This window comes from Sphingomonas eleionomae, assembly GCF_049889035.1.
Classification (GTDB): Bacteria; Pseudomonadota; Alphaproteobacteria; order Sphingomonadales; family Sphingomonadaceae; genus Sphingomonas.
Genome location: NZ_JBLTWP010000003.1, coordinates 177,504 through 195,771 on the forward strand (window position 1 = coordinate 177,504; position 18,268 = coordinate 195,771).

19 protein-coding genes are annotated in these 18,268 nt (G+C 67.6%); 10 read left to right on the forward strand and 9 right to left on the reverse strand.

The features are described 5' to 3' along the window. Positions 1-9: 9 nt before the first annotated feature. The 6 genes from ACNI3Q_RS09030 to ACNI3Q_RS09055 form a co-directional block, all read right to left on the reverse strand. Positions 10-987 (reverse strand): type II secretion system F family protein, encoded by a 978-nt coding sequence (locus ACNI3Q_RS09030; RefSeq protein ID WP_426275943.1) that lies wholly within the window; start codon positions 985-987, stop codon positions 10-12. Between the two features lie 63 nt (positions 988-1,050). Further along, a complete protein-coding gene (locus tag ACNI3Q_RS09035) occupies positions 1,051-2,355 on the reverse strand; it encodes a nucleotide-binding protein (protein ID WP_426275945.1) in 1,305 nt (434 codons plus the stop codon). Next, on the reverse strand, positions 2,355-2,987 hold the full coding sequence (locus ACNI3Q_RS09040) for a CpaD family pilus assembly protein (RefSeq protein WP_260021869.1): 633 nt from the start codon (positions 2,985-2,987) through the stop codon (positions 2,355-2,357). Before ACNI3Q_RS09040 ends, ACNI3Q_RS09035 begins: the two co-directional genes overlap by 1 nt. A gap of 20 nt (positions 2,988-3,007) precedes the next feature. Further along, positions 3,008-4,600 carry a type II and III secretion system protein family protein gene (locus tag ACNI3Q_RS09045; RefSeq protein ID WP_426275947.1) on the reverse strand — a complete coding sequence of 531 codons (1,593 nt, stop codon included), beginning with the start codon at positions 4,598-4,600 and terminating at the stop codon, positions 3,008-3,010. Further along, positions 4,600-5,652 (reverse strand): Flp pilus assembly protein CpaB, encoded by a 1,053-nt coding sequence (cpaB, locus tag ACNI3Q_RS09050; protein WP_426275949.1) that lies wholly within the window; start codon positions 5,650-5,652, stop codon positions 4,600-4,602. The genes ACNI3Q_RS09045 and cpaB overlap by 1 nt, the downstream gene beginning before the upstream one ends. Positions 5,653-5,704: 52 nt before the next feature. Next, the gene (locus ACNI3Q_RS09055; protein WP_426275951.1) at positions 5,705-6,175 is read right to left on the reverse strand and encodes an A24 family peptidase; all 471 of its coding nucleotides are present in this window, start codon (positions 6,173-6,175) and stop codon (positions 5,705-5,707) included. A gap of 49 nt (positions 6,176-6,224) precedes the next feature. Here ACNI3Q_RS09055 and ACNI3Q_RS09060 point away from each other — a divergent pair, with 49 nt between their 5' ends. From ACNI3Q_RS09060 to mgrA, 5 genes are all read left to right on the forward strand, one after another. After that, positions 6,225-7,172, forward strand: coding sequence for an alpha/beta fold hydrolase (locus ACNI3Q_RS09060; RefSeq protein WP_426275953.1), 948 nt, complete (start codon positions 6,225-6,227; stop codon positions 7,170-7,172). After that, positions 7,169-8,278 carry an NAD(P)/FAD-dependent oxidoreductase gene (locus ACNI3Q_RS09065; protein WP_426275955.1) on the forward strand — a complete coding sequence of 370 codons (1,110 nt, stop codon included), beginning with the start codon at positions 7,169-7,171 and terminating at the stop codon, positions 8,276-8,278. The genes ACNI3Q_RS09060 and ACNI3Q_RS09065 overlap by 4 nt, the downstream gene beginning before the upstream one ends. Before the next feature lie 79 nt (positions 8,279-8,357). Next, positions 8,358-9,056 (forward strand): hypothetical protein, encoded by a 699-nt coding sequence (locus ACNI3Q_RS09070; protein WP_426275957.1) that lies wholly within the window; start codon positions 8,358-8,360, stop codon positions 9,054-9,056. A 72-nt stretch (positions 9,057-9,128) separates the two neighbouring features. Then, complete coding sequence (locus ACNI3Q_RS09075) at positions 9,129-9,311, forward strand: YegP family protein (RefSeq protein ID WP_426275959.1); 183 nt, start codon at positions 9,129-9,131, stop codon at positions 9,309-9,311. Between the two features lie 135 nt (positions 9,312-9,446). After that, positions 9,447-10,508 carry an L-glyceraldehyde 3-phosphate reductase gene (mgrA, locus tag ACNI3Q_RS09080; RefSeq protein WP_426275961.1) on the forward strand — a complete coding sequence of 354 codons (1,062 nt, stop codon included), beginning with the start codon at positions 9,447-9,449 and terminating at the stop codon, positions 10,506-10,508. 24 nt (positions 10,509-10,532) lie between these two features. On the opposite strand, the gene ACNI3Q_RS09085 is transcribed toward mgrA, so the two are convergent. After that, entirely contained in the window at positions 10,533-11,249 is a 717-nt protein-coding gene (locus ACNI3Q_RS09085; RefSeq protein ID WP_426275963.1) for a hypothetical protein, read from the reverse strand. 169 nt (positions 11,250-11,418) lie between these two features. Here ACNI3Q_RS09085 and ACNI3Q_RS09090 point away from each other — a divergent pair, with 169 nt between their 5' ends. Next, the gene (locus ACNI3Q_RS09090; RefSeq protein ID WP_426275965.1) at positions 11,419-12,033 is read left to right on the forward strand and encodes an SOUL family heme-binding protein; all 615 of its coding nucleotides are present in this window, start codon (positions 11,419-11,421) and stop codon (positions 12,031-12,033) included. Between the two features lie 50 nt (positions 12,034-12,083). Further along, positions 12,084-12,305: a hypothetical protein gene (locus tag ACNI3Q_RS09095; RefSeq protein ID WP_426275967.1), complete on the forward strand. Its 222-nt coding sequence runs from the start codon at positions 12,084-12,086 to the stop codon at positions 12,303-12,305. Between the two features lie 4 nt (positions 12,306-12,309). Here ACNI3Q_RS09095 and ACNI3Q_RS09100 read toward each other — a convergent pair whose 3' ends face one another. Continuing rightward, a complete protein-coding gene (locus tag ACNI3Q_RS09100) occupies positions 12,310-13,134 on the reverse strand; it encodes a class I mannose-6-phosphate isomerase (protein ID WP_426275969.1) in 825 nt (274 codons plus the stop codon). 135 nt (positions 13,135-13,269) lie between these two features. Between ACNI3Q_RS09100 and ACNI3Q_RS09105 the strand changes: the two genes are divergently transcribed. Together ACNI3Q_RS09105 and recN are read left to right on the forward strand one after the other, a co-directional pair. After that, on the forward strand, positions 13,270-14,073 hold the full coding sequence (locus ACNI3Q_RS09105) for an outer membrane protein assembly factor BamD (RefSeq protein ID WP_426275971.1): 804 nt from the start codon (positions 13,270-13,272) through the stop codon (positions 14,071-14,073). A gap of 37 nt (positions 14,074-14,110) precedes the next feature. Further along, positions 14,111-15,775 (forward strand): DNA repair protein RecN, encoded by a 1,665-nt coding sequence (recN, locus tag ACNI3Q_RS09110; protein ID WP_426275973.1) that lies wholly within the window; start codon positions 14,111-14,113, stop codon positions 15,773-15,775. 154 nt (positions 15,776-15,929) lie between these two features. On the opposite strand, the gene ACNI3Q_RS09115 is transcribed toward recN, so the two are convergent. After that, the gene (locus ACNI3Q_RS09115) at positions 15,930-17,726 is read right to left on the reverse strand and encodes an AcrB/AcrD/AcrF family protein (protein ID WP_426275975.1); all 1,797 of its coding nucleotides are present in this window, start codon (positions 17,724-17,726) and stop codon (positions 15,930-15,932) included. 114 nt (positions 17,727-17,840) lie between these two features. Here ACNI3Q_RS09115 and ACNI3Q_RS09120 point away from each other — a divergent pair, with 114 nt between their 5' ends. Further along, complete coding sequence (locus tag ACNI3Q_RS09120) at positions 17,841-18,263, forward strand: GtrA family protein (protein WP_426275977.1); 423 nt, start codon at positions 17,841-17,843, stop codon at positions 18,261-18,263. Positions 18,264-18,268: the final 5 nt, after the last annotated feature.

Consider the following 18,268-nt stretch of genomic DNA (forward strand, 5'->3'; position numbering starts at 1 on the left):
GCTGCGCCCTCAAATCTCGAAGCTGACCATCTTGGCCATGATGAAGGCCCCGATGGACATCCAGCACAGGCCGCCAAGGCCGGCGATGATCAACCGTTCGTCGACAAAGAACCGCTGCATGTAATCGCCCGAAATCATGTAGATGAGGCCGAACACGATGAAGGGCAGGGAGCCGACGATATAGGCCGATGCCTTTGATTCCGACGACATCGCCTTGATCTTCAGCTTCATCTGCATCCGCTGGCGCAGCACGGTGGCAAGGTTGGCCAGCGTTTCGGCCAGGTTGCCGCCGGTTTCCCGCTGAATCGCGATGGTGATGACAAAGAACTGGAATTCCGGCGTGCCAAGGCGGTCGGACGTTTCCTGAAGCGCCTGGTCCATCGTCTTGCCGATCTTCATCTTGTCGGCGACGGCGCGAAATTCCTCACCCACCGGGCCGTCCAGCTCCTGACCCACGACGCCGATCGTTTCGGTGATCGGCAGACCGGAGCGCAGGCCGCGAACGAGCAGTTCGATGGCGTCGGGAAACTTGGCGTTGAACTTGGTCACGCGGCGCTTGATGACGAACCCGACCGCGAAATGCGGCAGGCCTGCCCCCACGAACAGGCCGAGGAACAGCGCCAAGAGGATCGGCAGCCCCTGAAGCCAGGCCAGCGCGGTGACGACGACCAGCAGGCCGGCCGTCACCATGCCATATTGGCCGACGGTCCATTTCTTGCCCGTCATCGCCAGGCGCTTGTTCAGCTCTGCCGGACGCGGCAGGAAGCGGCTGACGGCCAGGTCCATGCGCGTCGCGCCGACATTGGCGATCTTGCGCATCTGCGCTTCCATCGCCTTTTCGGGCACGAAGCCGGCATGGCGGGCGCGAAGCCCCGCCACGCGGCGGGAACTGGCCCGTGCCGCCGACGGCCCGCTGAAGGCAAGCGCGACAAGCAGCAGCATGAGCACCAGTCCGGCCCCAAGCACGATGATCGGCATTGCGTCCATGCGTCATTCCCGTCCGTTGCCCAGCCCCGGCGCGCCTGTGCCGGGTCAGGGGGAGTCCGCCGTTCAGGCGGCGGTCTTTTTCTTGCCCTTCAGCGCGACCAGCTTGCCCAGCAGCGAGGTGCCGGTGCCGCCCTTGGCATCCTTTGCCCGTGCCTTGCCCTTGCCCTGTGCCGGCTCTGCTTCGGCACCGGCATCGGTTACGCGGGTGATGTGCGTGGCCAGTTCGACCAGCGGTGCCGCGGTCTTGCCGCCCTTGCCCGCCTCTGCCAGCGACTTGCCCAGCTTGGCGGCGTTGGCGGCCAGTTTCTGATCGAACGGCACGACGAAATCGACCTTGCGCTCGATCGACTGTTCGAAATCCTTGCGGCTGATTTCCAGCTGCGCGGCGGGCTGAACACGGTTGGCGACGATCACCATCTGCGTCTGCGGCGCATTGGATTTGAACCAGGACAGGATGCGGATGGCATCGCGGGCAGCCGCCAGCGTGAATTCCGTCACCACCACCGCCATCTGGACGTCGGTGAGCAGGTGCGGATGCTGGACCAGCATGTTGCGCGGCAGATCGATGACGGTGCATTCGAACGCCGAGCGCATTTCCTCCTGAAGCTGATAAAAGGCGCCGCCATCGGTCAGCATCGGCGTGTTGATCGGCGCTTCGGCCGACAGCACGGCCAGCCGGTCGCTGGCGCGGACCATCGCGCGTTCGATGAACAGGCCGTCGATGCGGCTGGGGTTTTCGATGGCGTCGGTCAGGCCGCGGCCGGGCTCAAGATCCAGCGCCAGCGCACCGGTGCCGAAATGCACGTCGAGATCGAGCATCGCGGTGGTGCGGCCGAGCTTTTCGCTGAGCAGCCATGCCAGCGACGTGGCCATCGTGGATGCGCCGGTGCCGCCGCGCGTACCGATCACCGCCATGCTGCAATGCGGGCGGTCCTCGGTCGGTTCCGCCGTTTTCGGGGCCGACAGGATCGCCTGAGCCGAGGCAAAGGCATCGCGCAGCATATCGGGGTTCAGCGGTTTCAGCAGGTAATCCTGAATGCCGCTGGCCACCAGATCGCGGTACAGGCGCACATCGTTCACCTGACCCGCCGCGATGACGACGGTGCCGGGTTCGCATACTTCGGCAAGCGCGTTGATGTCGTTCAGCGGATCGCCGCTTTCCGACAGGTCGACGAACAGGACGTTGGGGCTGGCGGATACCGACAGCGTCTGGACCGCGTTGCGCAGCCCGCCCTTGTTCACCTTTTCCGGCGGCCAGCCCATTTCGATGGCGACGGGGCGCAGCGCCTCTGCGGTGGTTTCGTCACACACAAAGGCCACGAAGGGATCGCGATTGCCCGCGCGTGCGGGATTCCATGGCGCGTTCATTACTTGCCCCCCGTGGATTCGTTCTTGAGCCCGGCCGCGCCGGTCGATGGCGCCTTGCGATAGGTTTCGATGGCCTTGGCCGCGATTGCCGGATCGGTCGTGCCGCTGCCCGGCTGACCGCGCACCAGATCGGCCGGATTGGCGATCATGGAGGCAAGGTTGCCGTTGATCGCGCAGCCATGGTTCGGATGGGTGTGGCCATCGCCGTTGGTTGCGTCGAAATCGCGGAAATTGGGGCAGTTCGGCACGCTGGCGCTGAACCGGCTGACAACGATCCGCGCCGTGCCGGGCGTGACCGCACCGGTGGTCACCGGCGCGACCGTTTCGACGAACAGGCCATAGCGTTGCGCCTGAGCCGACACCTGGGCGCGCACGCCCGGATCGCCGCTGGGGTCATCCAGCGCCACGCGGTCGCCATAGGCCACCTGAAGCGTGCGCATCCAGCCGTCCAGCCGGTCGATTTCGCCCGATGCCAGTCCCGACGGGCCGGTGGCCACGTCAAAGGCGTAATCCGCGCGGGTCACGACCGGCTGATTGACCGATTCCAGGCCGCGCGTTGCATCGTTGCAGCCCGCAAGCAGCACCAGTGCCGCAATCGCCGCCTGTGTCCGGAATGATGAAGGCTTGAACATGGTAACGATCCCTTCTGGCATCAATTCGCGGCGGTGAAGCCGGGAGCGGCGGAAACCGGGCGACCCTTGGCCGGCTTTGCCGGACCCTGAGCGGGCTGGACGTTGCGCTGCACCGGAAAGGCCGGGGGCAGGCCGGGGCCGGCGGGCAGCGCGGCGTTGGGCGCAGGCGTTGCCAGGGCACCGATGGCCGGTTCGCCGCCGCCCTGTGCCATGGTCGGCACCGGGCGCGGGGCGCCATCGCCGGTCGACAGCTGACCCAGCAGCACGCGGCCCAGATCGGTCGGTGCCTTGATCCCGTCGGTCGGCAGATGAATGTCCGCCATGTTGTTCACCGGTTTCACCAGATACGGCGTGACGATGATGACCAGTTCGGTTTCGTTGCGCTGAAACGCGTTGGACCGGAACAGCGAGCCAAGGATCGGCACATCGCCCAGGCCCGGCGTCTTGGTGATCGCATTGTCATGCTGATTCTGGATCAGGCCGCCGATCATCAGGCTCTGCCCCGAACCCAGTTCGACCGTGGTTTCGGCCCGGCGGGTGGTGAGGGCGGGAATCTGTGTTCCCTGAAGGGTGACGGCGCCGGCGCTAGTCAGCTGCGACACCTCCGGCTTGACGCGCAGGCTGATCCGGCCGTCCGACAGGACCGTCGGGGTATAGGCCAGCGACACGCCATATTGCTTGTATTCCACCGCGACCGCGCCCAGCCCCTGGCTGACCGGGATCGGGATTTCGCCGCCCGCCAGGAACGAGCTGGTTTCGCCCGACATGGCGGTCAGATTGGGATTGGCCAGCGTCGTCACCTGACCATTGCGTTCGCCAAGGTCGAGCGAGCCGAGCAGGTCGAGGCCGAGCAGACGGCCCGCGCCGAACAGGGCAGAGCCGGTTGCCGGACGATTGAGCAGCGTGGCGTTTTCGCCCGCCGTCGCGACGGCCAGCGGGCCGCCCGGCGTATATTGGCTGTAGAAATTATTCCCCTGCGACACGCCGAACTTGAACCCGCCGGTCGAATCGGCCGAGGCGAGGTTCACGCCGACATTCTTGAGGAAACTGCGCTGCACTTCGGCAAAGCGGACCTGCAGGTTCACCTGAAGCGGGGTTGCCGTGCGCAGGCGCGTCAGCACCTGGGTCTGATCGCCGACATACGCCTTTACCAGCCGTTCCGCCTCCGCAATGTCATTGGGATGCTGAACCGTGCCGGTGAGCAGCATGACGCCGTTCATCGCGGTGGCCGTGATCTGCGCATCGGGCATGGTGACCGCCAGCATTTCGGCAACGCTGGTGATGTTGTTGCCCACGCGGATCGTGGCGGAATAGACGACGCGGCCCGCCTTGTTGGTGGCATAGACCGTGGTCTGGCCCGGCGCCTTGCCGAACAGATAGATCTGTGTCGGCGAGCGCACCTGCACATCGGCGACCGCGTCGTTGGCGACGAACAGGTCGGACATGGGCGCAGCCAGCGTGACCATCCGGCCCTGACCGGTCGGCACCTGAACCACGTCCGGCGTGGCGGCCACCGACTGGGCAGCGAGCGGCGCGGCGACAGGCGCGACGATCGTGGCGGCAAGGGCGACGATGCTGACGGCCCCCCGCGCGGCGTTGACGACGTATCCCATTACTTGGTCCCCCCGACCGGAACTTCGGTCACGTTGTTGCCGCGAGCGACACGCACCACCGGCCCCCGCACCACGGCGGGTGCGCCGCCGGGGAAGCTGGACTGGGGAGGCGGGGCCGCAGCAGCGGAACCCCCTTCGGTCGCGGGCTTTCCAGGCACCGAGCTGCGCTGAAAGCGCGACACATCGGCACCGGTGGAAAAGGTTGCCTTGCCCTCGATCGGCCGGCTGGCGGCGCGGGCCAGCATGGCCTTTTCCGCCTTGGGATCGTTGGACTGCGGCACATCGATGTCGCCATTGGCGATCGCTTCCTCAAGCTCGCCCGCATTGTCGGCGATCGAGCGCAGCGACAGCGACAGGGTGCCCAGCGTCTGGGCAACCGCGATCTTTTCGGCGATCGTGGGCGTCGCCTCGACCGTGACCGAGGAATAGGTGTTGACGACGGTATTGCCCTTGTCGTCGGTTTCCTTGTCCGTGCTCTGGTCGGTGGCCAGCACGCGCAGGTTGCGCAGCACGGTTTCCGAAACCTTGAGCGGCGGGCCATCGCCGCCGCCGGGAACCGACTGGGTCAGCACCAGGTCGACCCGGTCGCCCGGAAAGACGAATCCGGCAACCGCGCTTTGTGCCGACACCGGCACGGTGACGGCGCGCATGCCCGGGCCGAGCGCAGCGGCAAGGAAGCCGCGATCGCCCGGCTTGACCAGCGCGCCCTGCGCGATCGGCTGACCCGCCGGAATGGCGAAGCGCACGACCGTGCCCTGCAGCTTGGCAAGGTCGGTTTTCGGACCTTCGACGAAATAGGCACCCTCGACCAGTTCGGCCGGCCAGGGTTGGAACTTCATGGCGGTGGCATCGAGGATCGTGCCGACCGGCAGCGCCTTGGTCGCCACCAGCACCTTTGGCCCGGTGACCGGGGCCGGTTGCGGGGCGACAAGGCCGATGCTGGCCGTCGCCTGGGGCGCGGCCGATCCGAGAATCAGGCTGCGCGCCAGAAATGCAGTGAGCGCCGCGACGATCAGCGCGCCCACCAGAAGCATGATTTTCCGTCCGTCCATGACGCAAGCAGCCTTTCCGATGCCGGTCCGGGATTTTTCCCGGTCCGATCAGTCACCCAAAATGGTAAAAATTTGGTTCACTAAGGATCATCAGGGTCGCCGCAGCGATCGCGACCCCATAGGGAATCTCTGGCCGCCCCTCGCGTTTCAGCCGCCAATGGTCGATCACCATGATCAGCGTGAGCACGCCGCCAAAGATCGACATGAGCACCAGCATCCAGACGAGCGCGCCGACCGGCAGCCAAAGGGCGAGCGCGGCGATCATCTTCACATCGCCGCCGCCCATCATCCCCAGATGAAAGGCGAACCAGAACAGGAAGAGCGTGCCGAAGCCCAGCGCCAGCTGGATCGCCATGTCGGGCCAGGGATCAAGGCCGATCGCAAACCACCACGGCACGGCCAGCAGCGCGACGCCGCCGTTTTTCCAGTTCGCGATCTCGCGCTTTTGCAGATCCTCGATCCCGGCGGAGACCAGGAACAAGAGCAAGATGCCCACCAGAACGAGCGGTGCGTATTCCCCCATAACGCTTCAGCTCTAGACGGGATGGCTTATCAAAACGTAACCAGCGGCCATGGCCCATGCCGCATATGCCCGACGCGCGATCCCCGACGACGCCCGGATCACCCGGTGGTCAGCGCCCGACGGATGGACGCTGCGCTGCTTTGCCTGGCCCCAGCCGGCGGGCAGCACGCCGCGCGGGTCGATCCTGTTTCAGGGCGGGCGGGGCGACATCATCGAAAAATATCTGGAGGCGTTCGGCCATTGGCACAGCCGCGGCTGGACGATCACTGCGTTCGATTGGCGGGGGCAGGGCGGATCGGGGCGGCTGACCCGCGATCCGCAATGCGGGCATATCGACGATTTTGCCCAGTATATCGCCGATTTCCGCGCCTTTCATGCCGAATGGCAGGGCGCGGTGCCGGGTCCGCATATCGTCATCGGCCATTCGATGGGCGGGCACCTGTTGCTGCGCGCGATGCTGGAGGGGGCGGCCCAGCCGGATGCCGCCATCCTGATCGCGCCGATGCTGGGCCTGAAAGGGCCGTTCGGGCCGTGGCTGGGCGAGCGGATCGCGCGGGCGATGTGCCGGATCGGATCGCCCGAACGCCGGGCGTGGAAGGGCAATGAGCGGCCCTTTACCACCGATACCCGCGCCGAATTGCTGACCCACGATCCCGACCGATATGCCGACGAGCTGTGGTGGCAGGCAGCGCAGCCCGAACTGGTGACCGGCCCGCCAAGCTGGCACTGGGTGGCGGAAGCGTTCCGGTCGACCAACGCGATGCGCCATGATCCGCGGGTGGCGGGCATGGCCGTGCCGACGCTGATGCTGGTCGCGGATGCCGATGCGCTGGTCGATCCGCGCACGGCCATTGCCATTGGCGAGCGGATGCCCGATGCGCGCATCGTCCGGTTCGGGGCAGAGGCGGCGCATGAGCTGCTGCGCGAATCGGATGCCGTGCGCAACCGCGCGCTGGCCGAAATCGACCTGTTCCTGGAGGCGCGCGCGCCCGCATGAGTTCCGACCGGTTCTACATCGCCATTGTCGGCGCAGGCATTGCCGGGGCCAGCCTGGCCGCGTTCCTGGCGCCCCATGCCCGCGTCCTGTTGCTGGAGGCGGAGGATCAGCCGGGATATCATGCGACGGGGCGATCCGCCGCCTTCTGGTCCGAAAGCTATGGCGGGCCGGGTATCCAGCCGCTGACCACCGCGTCCGGCCCGTGGCTGGCATCCCCGCCCGAGGCATTTGGCGGCACCAGTTTCCTGAAGGACCGGGGCGAATTGTTCATCGGGCGGGAACAGGACCGGCCCGTGCTGGATGCGTTCATGGCGAGCTTTGCCGGGACGGGCGTGCCGCTGACCTGGACTGATCCGCGCGGCGTGGTGCCGGGATTGCGGCCGGAATGGACGCTGGCGGTGACCGAGCCGACCTGCATGGACATCGATGTCGGCGCGCTGCACGGCCAGTGCCTGGGGGTTGCCCGGCGAAACGGGGTGCGCGTGGCGACGCTGGCGGGGCTTGAGCGGGCGCACAGCGGATGGCGGCTGGACACGCGGGGCGGTGCGTTCGAGGCGGACCTGCTGGTCAACGCTGCCGGTGCCTGGGCCGACCAAGTGGCGCGCATGGCGGGCGTGACCCCGGTGGGCATCCGCCCCTATCGCCGGACGATGGTGCAGTTGCGCGTCGATCCGCCCGCGCCGATGGACATGCCGCTGATCCGCGATGCGAGCGACCAGTTCTATTTCAAGCCGGAAGCGGGCGGGCGCATCTGGTTGTCGCCGCATGACGAGGTGCCGGATGATCCCCGCGATGCCGCGCCGGAGGAGCTGGACGTGGCCATTGCGATCGACCGGTTCGAGCAGGCGGTCGACTGGCGGATCGAGGCGGTGGAGCGCAAATGGGCCGGCCTGCGCAGCTTTGCCCCCGACCGGCTGCCGGTGTACGGGTTCGACCCGCGCGTCACCGATTTCTACTGGTTCGCCGGGCAGGGCGGGTTCGGCATTCAGACCGCACCCGCCGCCGCGATGATCGCATCGTCGCAGCTGTTGTCCATGCCGCCCGACCCCGCCATCGCGGGGATCGAGGCCGAGCGATATCATCCGGCGCGGTTCGGCCTGACCTGATCCCGATCCCGCATCCCGTTGCCGCTGGCGTGGGCTTGCGATAGCCTGCCCATCCTGTCCGATGAATCGGAGGTGTGTGATGCGTATCGCGATTGCCCTGACCCTTGGGCTTGCGGCCATGATGCCGGCCACCGCGCAGCAGGCGGAGCCATTCGACGTCAAGGCGGCGATCAACCGGATGGCGTTCGATCCGGCGCGATATTTCACGTTCGAAAGCGCACAGGACCTGATGCGCGTCACCTATCGCGGCGATGATTATGATTTCCCGGTCTGGTCGATGACGATCCGCAACGGATGCCGGGCGGAACCGCGCCTGCCGCCCTGTTTCAGGCAGCGCATTGCGCGGATGGTGCGCGCGCCAGTTCCGGCCGAGGGCGCGGAGCGGCCCCGCTGGCGCGGCATGGCGCTGGTCGCGGCGCTGGAGGATGCCAGGACCGAGGCGGAGGTCGCCGACCGGCTGGACAAGGCGGGGCTGGACTGGGTGGAGGCGGACCTGACCGCCTGTCCCGGCGCAATGGATGCGCTGAAGGCGATGACCGAAGCGCGCTGGGCATCGCCCACTCCCCTGTTGCCCAGCGACGATTTTCCGCCACTGGCGCTTCACGCGGACAAGGTGACGGTGGACATCCCGACCTTTCTGCACGCCGTGCGCTATTCCGGGGCGGCATTCAAAGGATCGCCGGGCGAAGCGGCGGTACGGCTGGCGCAGACGCTGGAGCCGTGCTGGAAGCCGAGCGCCGCGCCTGTCCCGTGGCGGAACCCGGCGCCCAGGCGATAGCAACATCCGGTTGGATTTCGTTTCGGTCACGATAAGCTGCGATCATCGGGACTCACCCGAGAGGAGGCTGACATGGCGCACAAGTTCGTGATCGAGAAGAACAAGGCCGGCGAGTTCGTTGCGAAGTTCAAATACAACGCCGAAACGATTTTCTGGACCGAAGGCTATACCAGCAAGGCATCGGCCAGGAATGCGATCGAATCGATCCTGAAGAACGGCCCCGCCGCCGAGGTCGAGGATCATTCGGCGGATTGATCCGCGCCGGAACGCGCCGTTCCCCGGCCGGTGTCGGGGAACGGGCGTGAACCCGTTCAACCGGACCAAGGGGTGACGCGGCGGGGGACGCTGGGCTAGAGGAGCGGGCGAGTTTCCCCCGCTGGAGTGTTCCCAATGTCGTTCGAAATCCCCTATACCGCAGAGCCGGGCCGGTATGACGGCCGGATGCCCTATCGCCGGTGCGGCGTCAGCGGGCTGGACCTGCCCGCGATCAGCCTGGGCCTGTGGCAGAATTTCGGCGGCACCGACGTGTTCGAAACCGGCCGGGCGATGATCCGCCGGGCGTTCGACCGGGGCGTCACGCATTTCGACCTGGCCAATAATTACGGCCCGCCCTTTGGTTCGGCCGAGGAGAATTTCGGGCGCGTGCTGGCCAAGGACCTGGCCGCGCATCGCGACGAGCTGATCATTTCGTCCAAGGCGGGGTGGGACATGTGGCCCGGCCCCTATGGCGGGATCGGGGGCAGCCGCAAATATCTGATCGCGTCGTGCGACCAGAGCCTGAAGCGGATGGGCCTGGACTATGTCGACATCTTTTATTCCCACCGGGTCGATCCCACGACCCCGCTGGAAGAGACGATGGGCGCGCTGGCCAGCCTGCACCAACAGGGCAAGGCGCTGTATGTCGGCATTTCCAGCTATTCCCCCGAACTGACCCGGCAGGCGGCGGCGATCCTGAAGGAACACAAGGTCCCGCTGCTGATCCATCAGCCGAGCTATTCCATGCTGAACCGCTGGATCGAGGATGAGCTGCTGGACACGCTGGAGCACCTTGGCACCGGCTGCATCGCCTTTTCCCCGCTGGCGCAGGGGATGCTGAGCAACAAATATCTGAACGGCATTCCCGACGATGCGCGCATCCGCCGTTCGGGTTCGATCGGCGAGGATATGCTGAACGAGGATAATCTGACCCGCATCCGCAAGCTCAATGAGATTGCGGCGGCGCGGGGCCAGACGCTGGCGCAGATGGCGATTGCGTGGGTGCTGCGCGATCCCCGCGTCACCAGCGCGCTGATCGGGGCGCGGACGGTGGAGCAGCTCGACAACTCGCTGGATGCGGTCAACAACCTCGCCTTCAGCGAGGCGGAGTTGGCGGCGATCGATCCATGGGCCAGCGAGGGCGCGATCGATCACTGGAAGGTGTCGAGCACGGTGCGCGAACTGCCCGCTGCCTGACGCGCGGCCGCGGCGGGGTCGGGGTCAGCGATCGACGATCAGGTCGATATCGCTGGCATCGGCCCCGCGCGCGGTGATCCGCGCGGTAAAGGCGGTGCCGTCGCGCTGTTTGCCGATCAGCAGATGCTGTGTCCCGTCGCTTTCGTGGCGCGGGGCAAAGCCGGCCTGCTGCGCGCGGGCATATATCCAGTCGATCATCGTGGCCGCCGGGACCGGCGCCGAATAGCTGACGGCACGCATCCGGCAGGACGGGCCGTCGATCCCCGCCGCCTCGGCCACCGCAGCAGCGGGGTGGAGCGGCAGATCGGCCGGCAGGCGGGCGGCCCAGCGGGCAGACGGGGCCAGCGGGCCGCACGGCTTCATCGCCGCTGCATCGGCCAGCATGGTCAGCGTCTCGCTGGCGGCCATCGCGGCGCAGCGGGGGCAGGCATCGGCGCCCGGCGCACTGGCCAGCCGTTCTGCCGGGCCAGCCGGACGGGCGGCGACGAAATCGGGCGCGACCGGCGCGGCATAGGGTTCGGCCGGGGGCCGGATCGCATCGCCATTCGCCTGCGACGCGAGCGAGGGATCGACCATGATCGGTTCTTCAAGCGCGGCGGCAATCACCGGGTCGGGCGTGGCGGCGGTGTCGAGCAGCGCGCCGGCGGCTTCGGTGCGGGCGGCATCGGACGACGCACCCCCGCAGGCGGCCAGCGCAGCGGCAAGCAGCAGGGGCAGGGCAAGCGACAGGGCGGCACGCATCGCGCAACTCCATGGGGTCTGCCGCGTTCTTGGCCCGGAATGGTTAAGGATCCGTCCTATTGCCGGGACGGTGCGGCAGCAAAGCGCGGCAGATGCCGCCGCCGCGCCATTGCCGACGACCGGGCAACCCCCAATGTTTTGAACGAAGCGAATATTCAAGGAGATCATCATGGCAACGCGGGCGATGGAAAAGCAGGGGACCAACCGCTGGCTGTGGATCGGCGCGGGCGCGCTGGCCGTGGGCGCAGCGGCGGTCGCTGCCCAGCGCCTGGCCAGCGGCGGCGAACAGCCGGAATATCAGACGATCACCACCGATGGCGCGTTCAGCATCCGCGCCTATCCCGCGTTGGTGGTGGCCGAAACGCGCCAGTACGGGATGCGCGAGCCGTCGCTGCGGCGCGGGTTCGGCATGCTGGCCGATTACATCTTTGCCAAGGCGCGGCCGGGCGAAAAGATCGCGATGACCGCGCCCGTGCTGAGCGATACCGATCAGGGCGCGTGGCGCACCCGGTTCGTGCTGCCTGCCCGCTATTCCGCCGAGGCAGCTCCGACGCCGCAGGCCGGGGTAAGCATCGCCACGCTGCCCGCGCGGCGTGTGGCGGCCGTGCGGTTTTCCGGCGTTGCGGACGATGCGGTGCTGGCCGATCAGGAGGCGCGGCTGCGCCGATGGGTCTATGATCGCGGCCTGACTCCCGCCGGCCCGGCGGAGCACGCATTTTATAACGCGCCCTTCGTTCCCGGGCCGCTGCGCCGGAACGAGGTGCTGATCGCGTTGGCGGACTAGACCCCGCCCGCGCGTTGGGCGATCATGGCGCGGAACGGGAGGCGCAAGCGATGCTGAATTTACTATCCATCCTCATCGGGATCGTGACGCTGGTGCTGGTCGCCATCGCGTTTTTTCCGCTGCTCGGCTGGGCGAACTGGCTGTTCCTGCCCCTGGCCGTGATCGGCGCGGGCATCGGTGCGCTGTCCGACCGCAATGGCGGCCGCAACCTGAACCTGGTGGTGCTGGCGATCGGGACGCTGCGCCTGATGCTGGGCGGCGGCGTTTTCTGATCCGTCAGATGCGCCGGTCGCCCGGATAGGCGAAGTAGAGCACAGCATCGTCGCTGGCGGACAGGGCGGTGGCGCCGGTGAAGGTCAGACATTCGCCCGCCTGCCACGCGACATCGCCCGCCGTGCCGGTGCCGGTGACCGGCACGAACCAGCCGGTCACGCCATCGGGCAGGGTGACCTCGCGGGTGCCGCCCGGCCAGCGTTCCAGCACGAATTTCGGCCCCTCGGCCAGCAATTCGCGGTCCGGGGCCACGCGGCCGGGGGCGGGCAGCGGTTCGAATGGGCGGGGCACCGACACCGCGACGCCATCGTCCAGATGCAGTTCGCGCGGCCGGCCATAATCATAAAGGCGATAGGTCAGGTCGACATTCTGCTGCACCTCGACCAGCGTGATGCCAGCGCCGATGGCGTGGACGGTCCCCGCCTCCGAATAGAAATAGTCGCCCGCCTTGACCGGTTTCCAGTCGAGCAGATGTTCGATCGACCCGTCGAGCGATGCGGTGCGCAGTTCATCGCTGGTCATCGGGGCAAGCGTGCCGAGCGCGATGGTCGAATCGGGTTCGGCGGCCAGGATGATCCACGCCTCGTCCTTGCCGCGCGCATGGCCGCGCGCCTGTGCCTGAACATCGTTCGGGTGCACCTGAACCGACAATTTTTCGCTGGTGAACAGATATTTGATCAGCAGGTCCGGCTGATCGCCGTCGGGCGTCTGAAACCAGATTTCGCCGACCGGATCGCCGTCCGCCGCCGGATCGGCAAAGCCGGGCCACAGCGTGTGGCGGCCCCAGGGCTTTTCGACGCGATGCGTGGTCAGGCGAGTGGCGGGCATGGACGATGTTCCTGTTCTGACTTTGTCGGCGGCGATGCCGGTTCACCAACGCCTGATGCCCCAATGCGCTGCGTTGCGGCAAGCGGGCATCAAAAATCGTTGGTAGCGGCGGCGACGCTTCGCTACACACCCGCCATGGCCCTGTTACCGTTCCGCCCCCTTTCCGCCGTGGCGCTTGGCGCGCTTGTCCTCACCAGCGCGTGCAGCAAGACGACCGGCAATGCCGACACGCCCTATATCGCGCGCGACGTGGGCACGCTGTATTCCACCGCCAAGCAGCGGCTGGACCGCAACCAGTACAAGCTGGCCGCCGCGCTGTTCGACGAGGTGGAGCGGCAGCACCCCTATTCCGTATGGGCGCGCCGAGCACAGCTGATGGGGGCATTCAGCTATTATCTGGATCAGGATTATACCAAGGCGATTCAGGGCGCTCAGCGGTTTCTGGCGATCCATCCGGGCAACCGCGATGCGCCCTATGCCTATTATCTGATCGCGCTGAGCTATTACGAACAGATTTCCGACGTGCAGCGCGACCAGAAGATCACCGATCAGGCGCTGAGCGCGCTGGGCGAGCTGATCCGCCGCTATCCCACCAGCCGCTATGCCGCCGATGCGCGGTTGAAGCAGGATCTGGTGCGCGACCACCTGGCCGGCAAGGAGATGGAGGTCGGCCGATATTATCAGCAGCGCGGCCAGTGGCTGTCGGGCACCATCCGGTTCCGCAAGGTCGTCGACGAGTTTCAGACGACCAGCCATGCGCCAGAGGCGCTGATGCGGCTGACCGAATGCTATCTGGCGCTGGGGCTGCGGCCCGAAGCGGTGAAGACCGCCGCCGTGCTGGGCGCCAATTATCCCGGCACCGAATGGTATGAGCGCGCCTATTCGCTGGTGCGCGACAATGTGCCCGATGCGCCGGTGACGGCGGCGCGCGGCAGCTGATCCGCCGGGCGGGGCCGGGCCGGGGCAGGGCCATGCCATGCTGACCGCATTGTCCATCCGCGACGTCGTGCTGATCGAGGCGCTGGATTTGGCGTTCGATCGCGGCCTGGGCGTGCTGACCGGCGAAACGGGCGCGGGCAAATCCATCTTGCTGGACGCGCTGGGGCTGGCGCTGGGCGCGCGCGGCGACAGCGGGCTGGTGCGGCAGGGCGCGGCACAGGCCGTGGTGACGGCCAGTTTCGACGTGCCGCCGGGCCATGCGGCGATCCACGCGCTGATCGCGGAAAACGGGCTGGACGCCGAACCGGGCGAGCCGTTGACCATCCGCCGGATCGTCAAGGCCGATGGCGGCAGCCGGGCGTTCGTCAACGACCAGCCGGCATCGGCGGCGCTGCTGCGCGAACTGGGCGGGATGCTGGTGGAAATCCATGGCCAGCATGATGATCGCGGTCTGTTGAACCCGCGCGGGCACCGGGCGATGCTGGACAGTTTCGGACGGCTGAACCCTGGCGAGGTCGCTGGCCTGCACGCCGCATGGCGCGCGGCCGAGGCTCGGCTGGCCGAGGCGCTGGCCGAACAGGAAACGGCGGACCGCGACCGCGAATGGCTGGACCATTCGGTCGCCGAGCTGACCCGGCTGGCCCCCGAACCGGGCGAGGAGGCAGAGCTGGCCGAACGGCGCGCGACCATGCAGCGGGGCGAGAAGGTGGCGGGCGAATTGCAGGCGATTGCCGAATTGCTGGACGGCAGCGACGGCGCGCTGACCCGGTTGCGGCAGGCGGCGCGCATCCTCGAACGGGTGGGCGAGGATCATGAGGCGCTGGCCGAGGCGCTGGCGGCGGTGGACCGCGCGATCATCGAAACCGCCAATGCGCAGGATCAGGTGGATGTCGCGGCCGATGCGCTGGCGTTCGATCCTGCCCGGCTGGAGGCGGACGAGGCGCGGCTGTTCGAGCTGCGCGCGCTTGCCCGCAAGCACCGGGTGCAGCCGGACGAGCTGGCCGACCTGACCGAGCAGCTGTCGGCGCAGCTGGCGCTGATCGAGGGCGGCGGGGCGGCGATTGCCCGGCTGGAACGCGAAGTGGCGGCGGCGCGCACCGCCTATCGGGCGGCGGCGGCGGCGCTGAGCGCGGCGCGGGTCGAGGCGGGGCAGCGGCTGGACGCGGCGGTGGCGGCCGAGCTTGCGCCGCTGAAGCTGGATGCCGCGCGGTTCCGCACCGTGGTGGAGCCGCTGGCCGAGGGGCAATGGGCGGCATCTGGCATGGACCGGGTGGAGTTCGAGGTGTCGACCAACACCGGGGCACCGTTTGCGCCGCTGATGAAGATTGCATCGGGCGGCGAACTGTCGCGCTTTATCCTGGCGATGAAGGTGGCGCTGGCCGAGCGGGGCGGGGCGGCGACGCTGATCTTTGACGAGATTGACCGGGGCGTCGGCGGCGCGGTGGCGAGCGCGATCGGCGAGCGGCTGGCGCGGCTATCCTCCGGCGCGCAGCTGCTGGTGGTGACGCACAGCCCGCAGGTCGCGGCGCGGGGCAGCCAGCATTACCGCATCGCCAAGGCGAATGACGGGCGGGTGACGCGCACGGGCGTCGTGCTGCTGAACGAGGGCGAGCGGCGCGAGGAGATCGCCCGGATGCTGTCCGGCGCGGAGATCACCGACGAGGCGCGGGCCCAGGCGGAACGGCTGCTGGAAGCGGCCTAGCGATCCGTCATTGCGAGCACAGCGAAGCAATCCAGTTCCGCCGCTGGTTTGCTTCGCTGTGCTCGCAATGACGATTGGCGGGTATGGCATCCCGCGACAACGTGGTGCCTGATCCGCCCGCTTGACACAAACGGGTCTTGGACGACAGCATCAACTACCGCGATTTGATCCGCCACACCCTTAACGGGGTTTCGCCGGGCAGGGTGACGGGTTCCAGCCAGTCGAAGCGTTCGCCGCCCATCAGGCGGGCATAGAAGCCGCGCGGTCCGCGGGCGCGATAGATGGTGGTTTCCGCCATGTCGGGGCAGACGACCAGCAGCGTCGCGCCATGGGCACGGGCGATGCGCCGGAACCCGTCGGGATCGCCGGTAAAGGCGTGATGCACGTCCAGGATCGCCGCTTCGTTGCGGTGATAGGGGCCGGCAATCGCGCTGTGCCGGGTCAGCGTGATCATGCGCGGGCCAAGATCGACATGGGTAAAGACCGTCTGGCGCGGCAGGGCGTTGAGCGGGCGCAGCGCCGTCATGGTGTTGCACTGGCGTCCGGCGCGGCTCACCACCTGTCGCCGGGCGCTGCCCTGTTCGCCGATCGGCAGCTTGTCGATGATCAGACCCACGGCAAGCCCGGACAGGACAAGGCCAGCGCCAACGGTGCCCAGCACGCGCACCGGCATCAGCCGGTGGCGGATGCACCAGGGCAGCAGCCACCAGGCGAGCGACACGCTGCCCACCATGCCGATCAGCTGCGCCGCCGGGGCAGAGCGGACCTGCCACGCCATCATGGCACCGGCAAAGGCGATAAACGCACTGGCCGCGATCCAGCCGGTCAGGCGGGGCGTGCCGCGCGCCCGCCATGCCGCGATCAACGCGCCGATCAGGCCGACCAGCGGGACGGCGGCAAGGGCCAGGCCCGTCTTGAGCGGATGGCGAAAGATCGGCTTTGCCTCGCGCACATTGCCCAGCCAGACGCTGACCAGCTCGTCGGACACCCCTTCGGGACGGGCGAGACACTGGGGATAGAGCAGGGCAAAGCCGCCGCCGACGACCAGGCCGGCTATCGCCGCCAGGGCAAGCCGCGATGCGCGGCCGCGCGGCCCGATCCAGGCGATCAGGACCAGCAGGCCGCCCGCCGCCAGCATGGCCGACAGCCAGACGGGGGTCAGCGCGTCGCAGCGCATGGCCCAGTTGTCGTGGCTGGCAAATCCGGCAAAGCCCGCCGCAACGCCGCCCGCCAGGGTGATCCCATAGGCCATCAGGCGATCGCGCCGGTCGGCGTCCCACACCCATTCCAGCGTCAGGATGGCCCCCGCCATGACGGCATAGGGCAGCATTTCAAGGCCGATCGACAGGCTGACCGCGCTGGCCAATCCCACCGTCGCGCCGCCGCGCGCTCCCCGCGGATCGGCCAGACCGGCCAGCGTCCAGGCAAGGCAGGCCAGTTGCCAGCCATGATGGTCGATCCGCATCGGCATGAACATGAGGAGCGCAGAGGTACAGCCGAACAGGAACAGCACCGCCAGCGGCCAGGCGAGCGGAGAGATCAGCCGGCGGACGGCCAGCGCGATCGCGGCCAGCGTGACGCCCAGCGGCAGCAGCGGGGCAATGCCCGCCGCCCAGCGTTCGGCCATCACCGTGCCCAGAAACGGTTTCAGGATCAGGATCAGCGCCGCGATCGGCAAATCGACGATCCGCGACCAGTGAATATCGAACCCCTGTGGCGGGTTCAGCCGATATTGCCTGAGGTCGAACCAGCCCTGGCCGGACAGCCATGCCCGCACCTGTGCCATGCGCAGATTGTCGTCGGTGTCGGTCAGCACGAACCAGCGGATCTGCGGATAGCGCTGAACCAGATAGACCGCCGCCATCGCCGCCCATGCGATCAGCACCCAGCGAAGCCAGTGCCGGTCGATCTGCCGGACCGCCCATCGTGCCGTTGAACCCTGGCCGTGCAAAACCGCTTTCCCTAATCCCGGCCCTTGATTAGGGCGACCGTCGCGCCCGCCCTATACCGGGGACGGGCGCGAAGGAAGCGGCTTGGCGTCGCATGGATGGTTGAACGGGCGGTGATGATCCAGCGGATCAACGAATTGAGGCGGCATCCGGTGATGGGTCAGCTGGTGCGGTTCGGCATCGCGGGCGGCATATCGTCGCTGATCTATGTCGCCGTCTACGTCCCCCTGACCGAAACCGTGTTTCCCGGCGCGCGGGCGGTGCTTGCCGTCCCCTTTGCCTTTGCCTTTGCCGTGACGGCGGGTTTTTTCCTGCACAGCCGGTGGAGTTTCAAGGACCATGGCGTGCGCACATCGGGGGGCGGCCAGCCGGTCAAGTTCGTGATGGTGCAGGGTGCCGGCCTGCTCCTCCACCTGCTGCTCACCTGGGGCATGGTGGGGCAGGCGGGATTGCCGGAATGGTCGCCGCTGGTGCCCGGACTGACGCTGGTGCCGCTGCTCACCTTCTGGATCAATCGCCAATGGGTTTTCGGGGAGTAATCAGG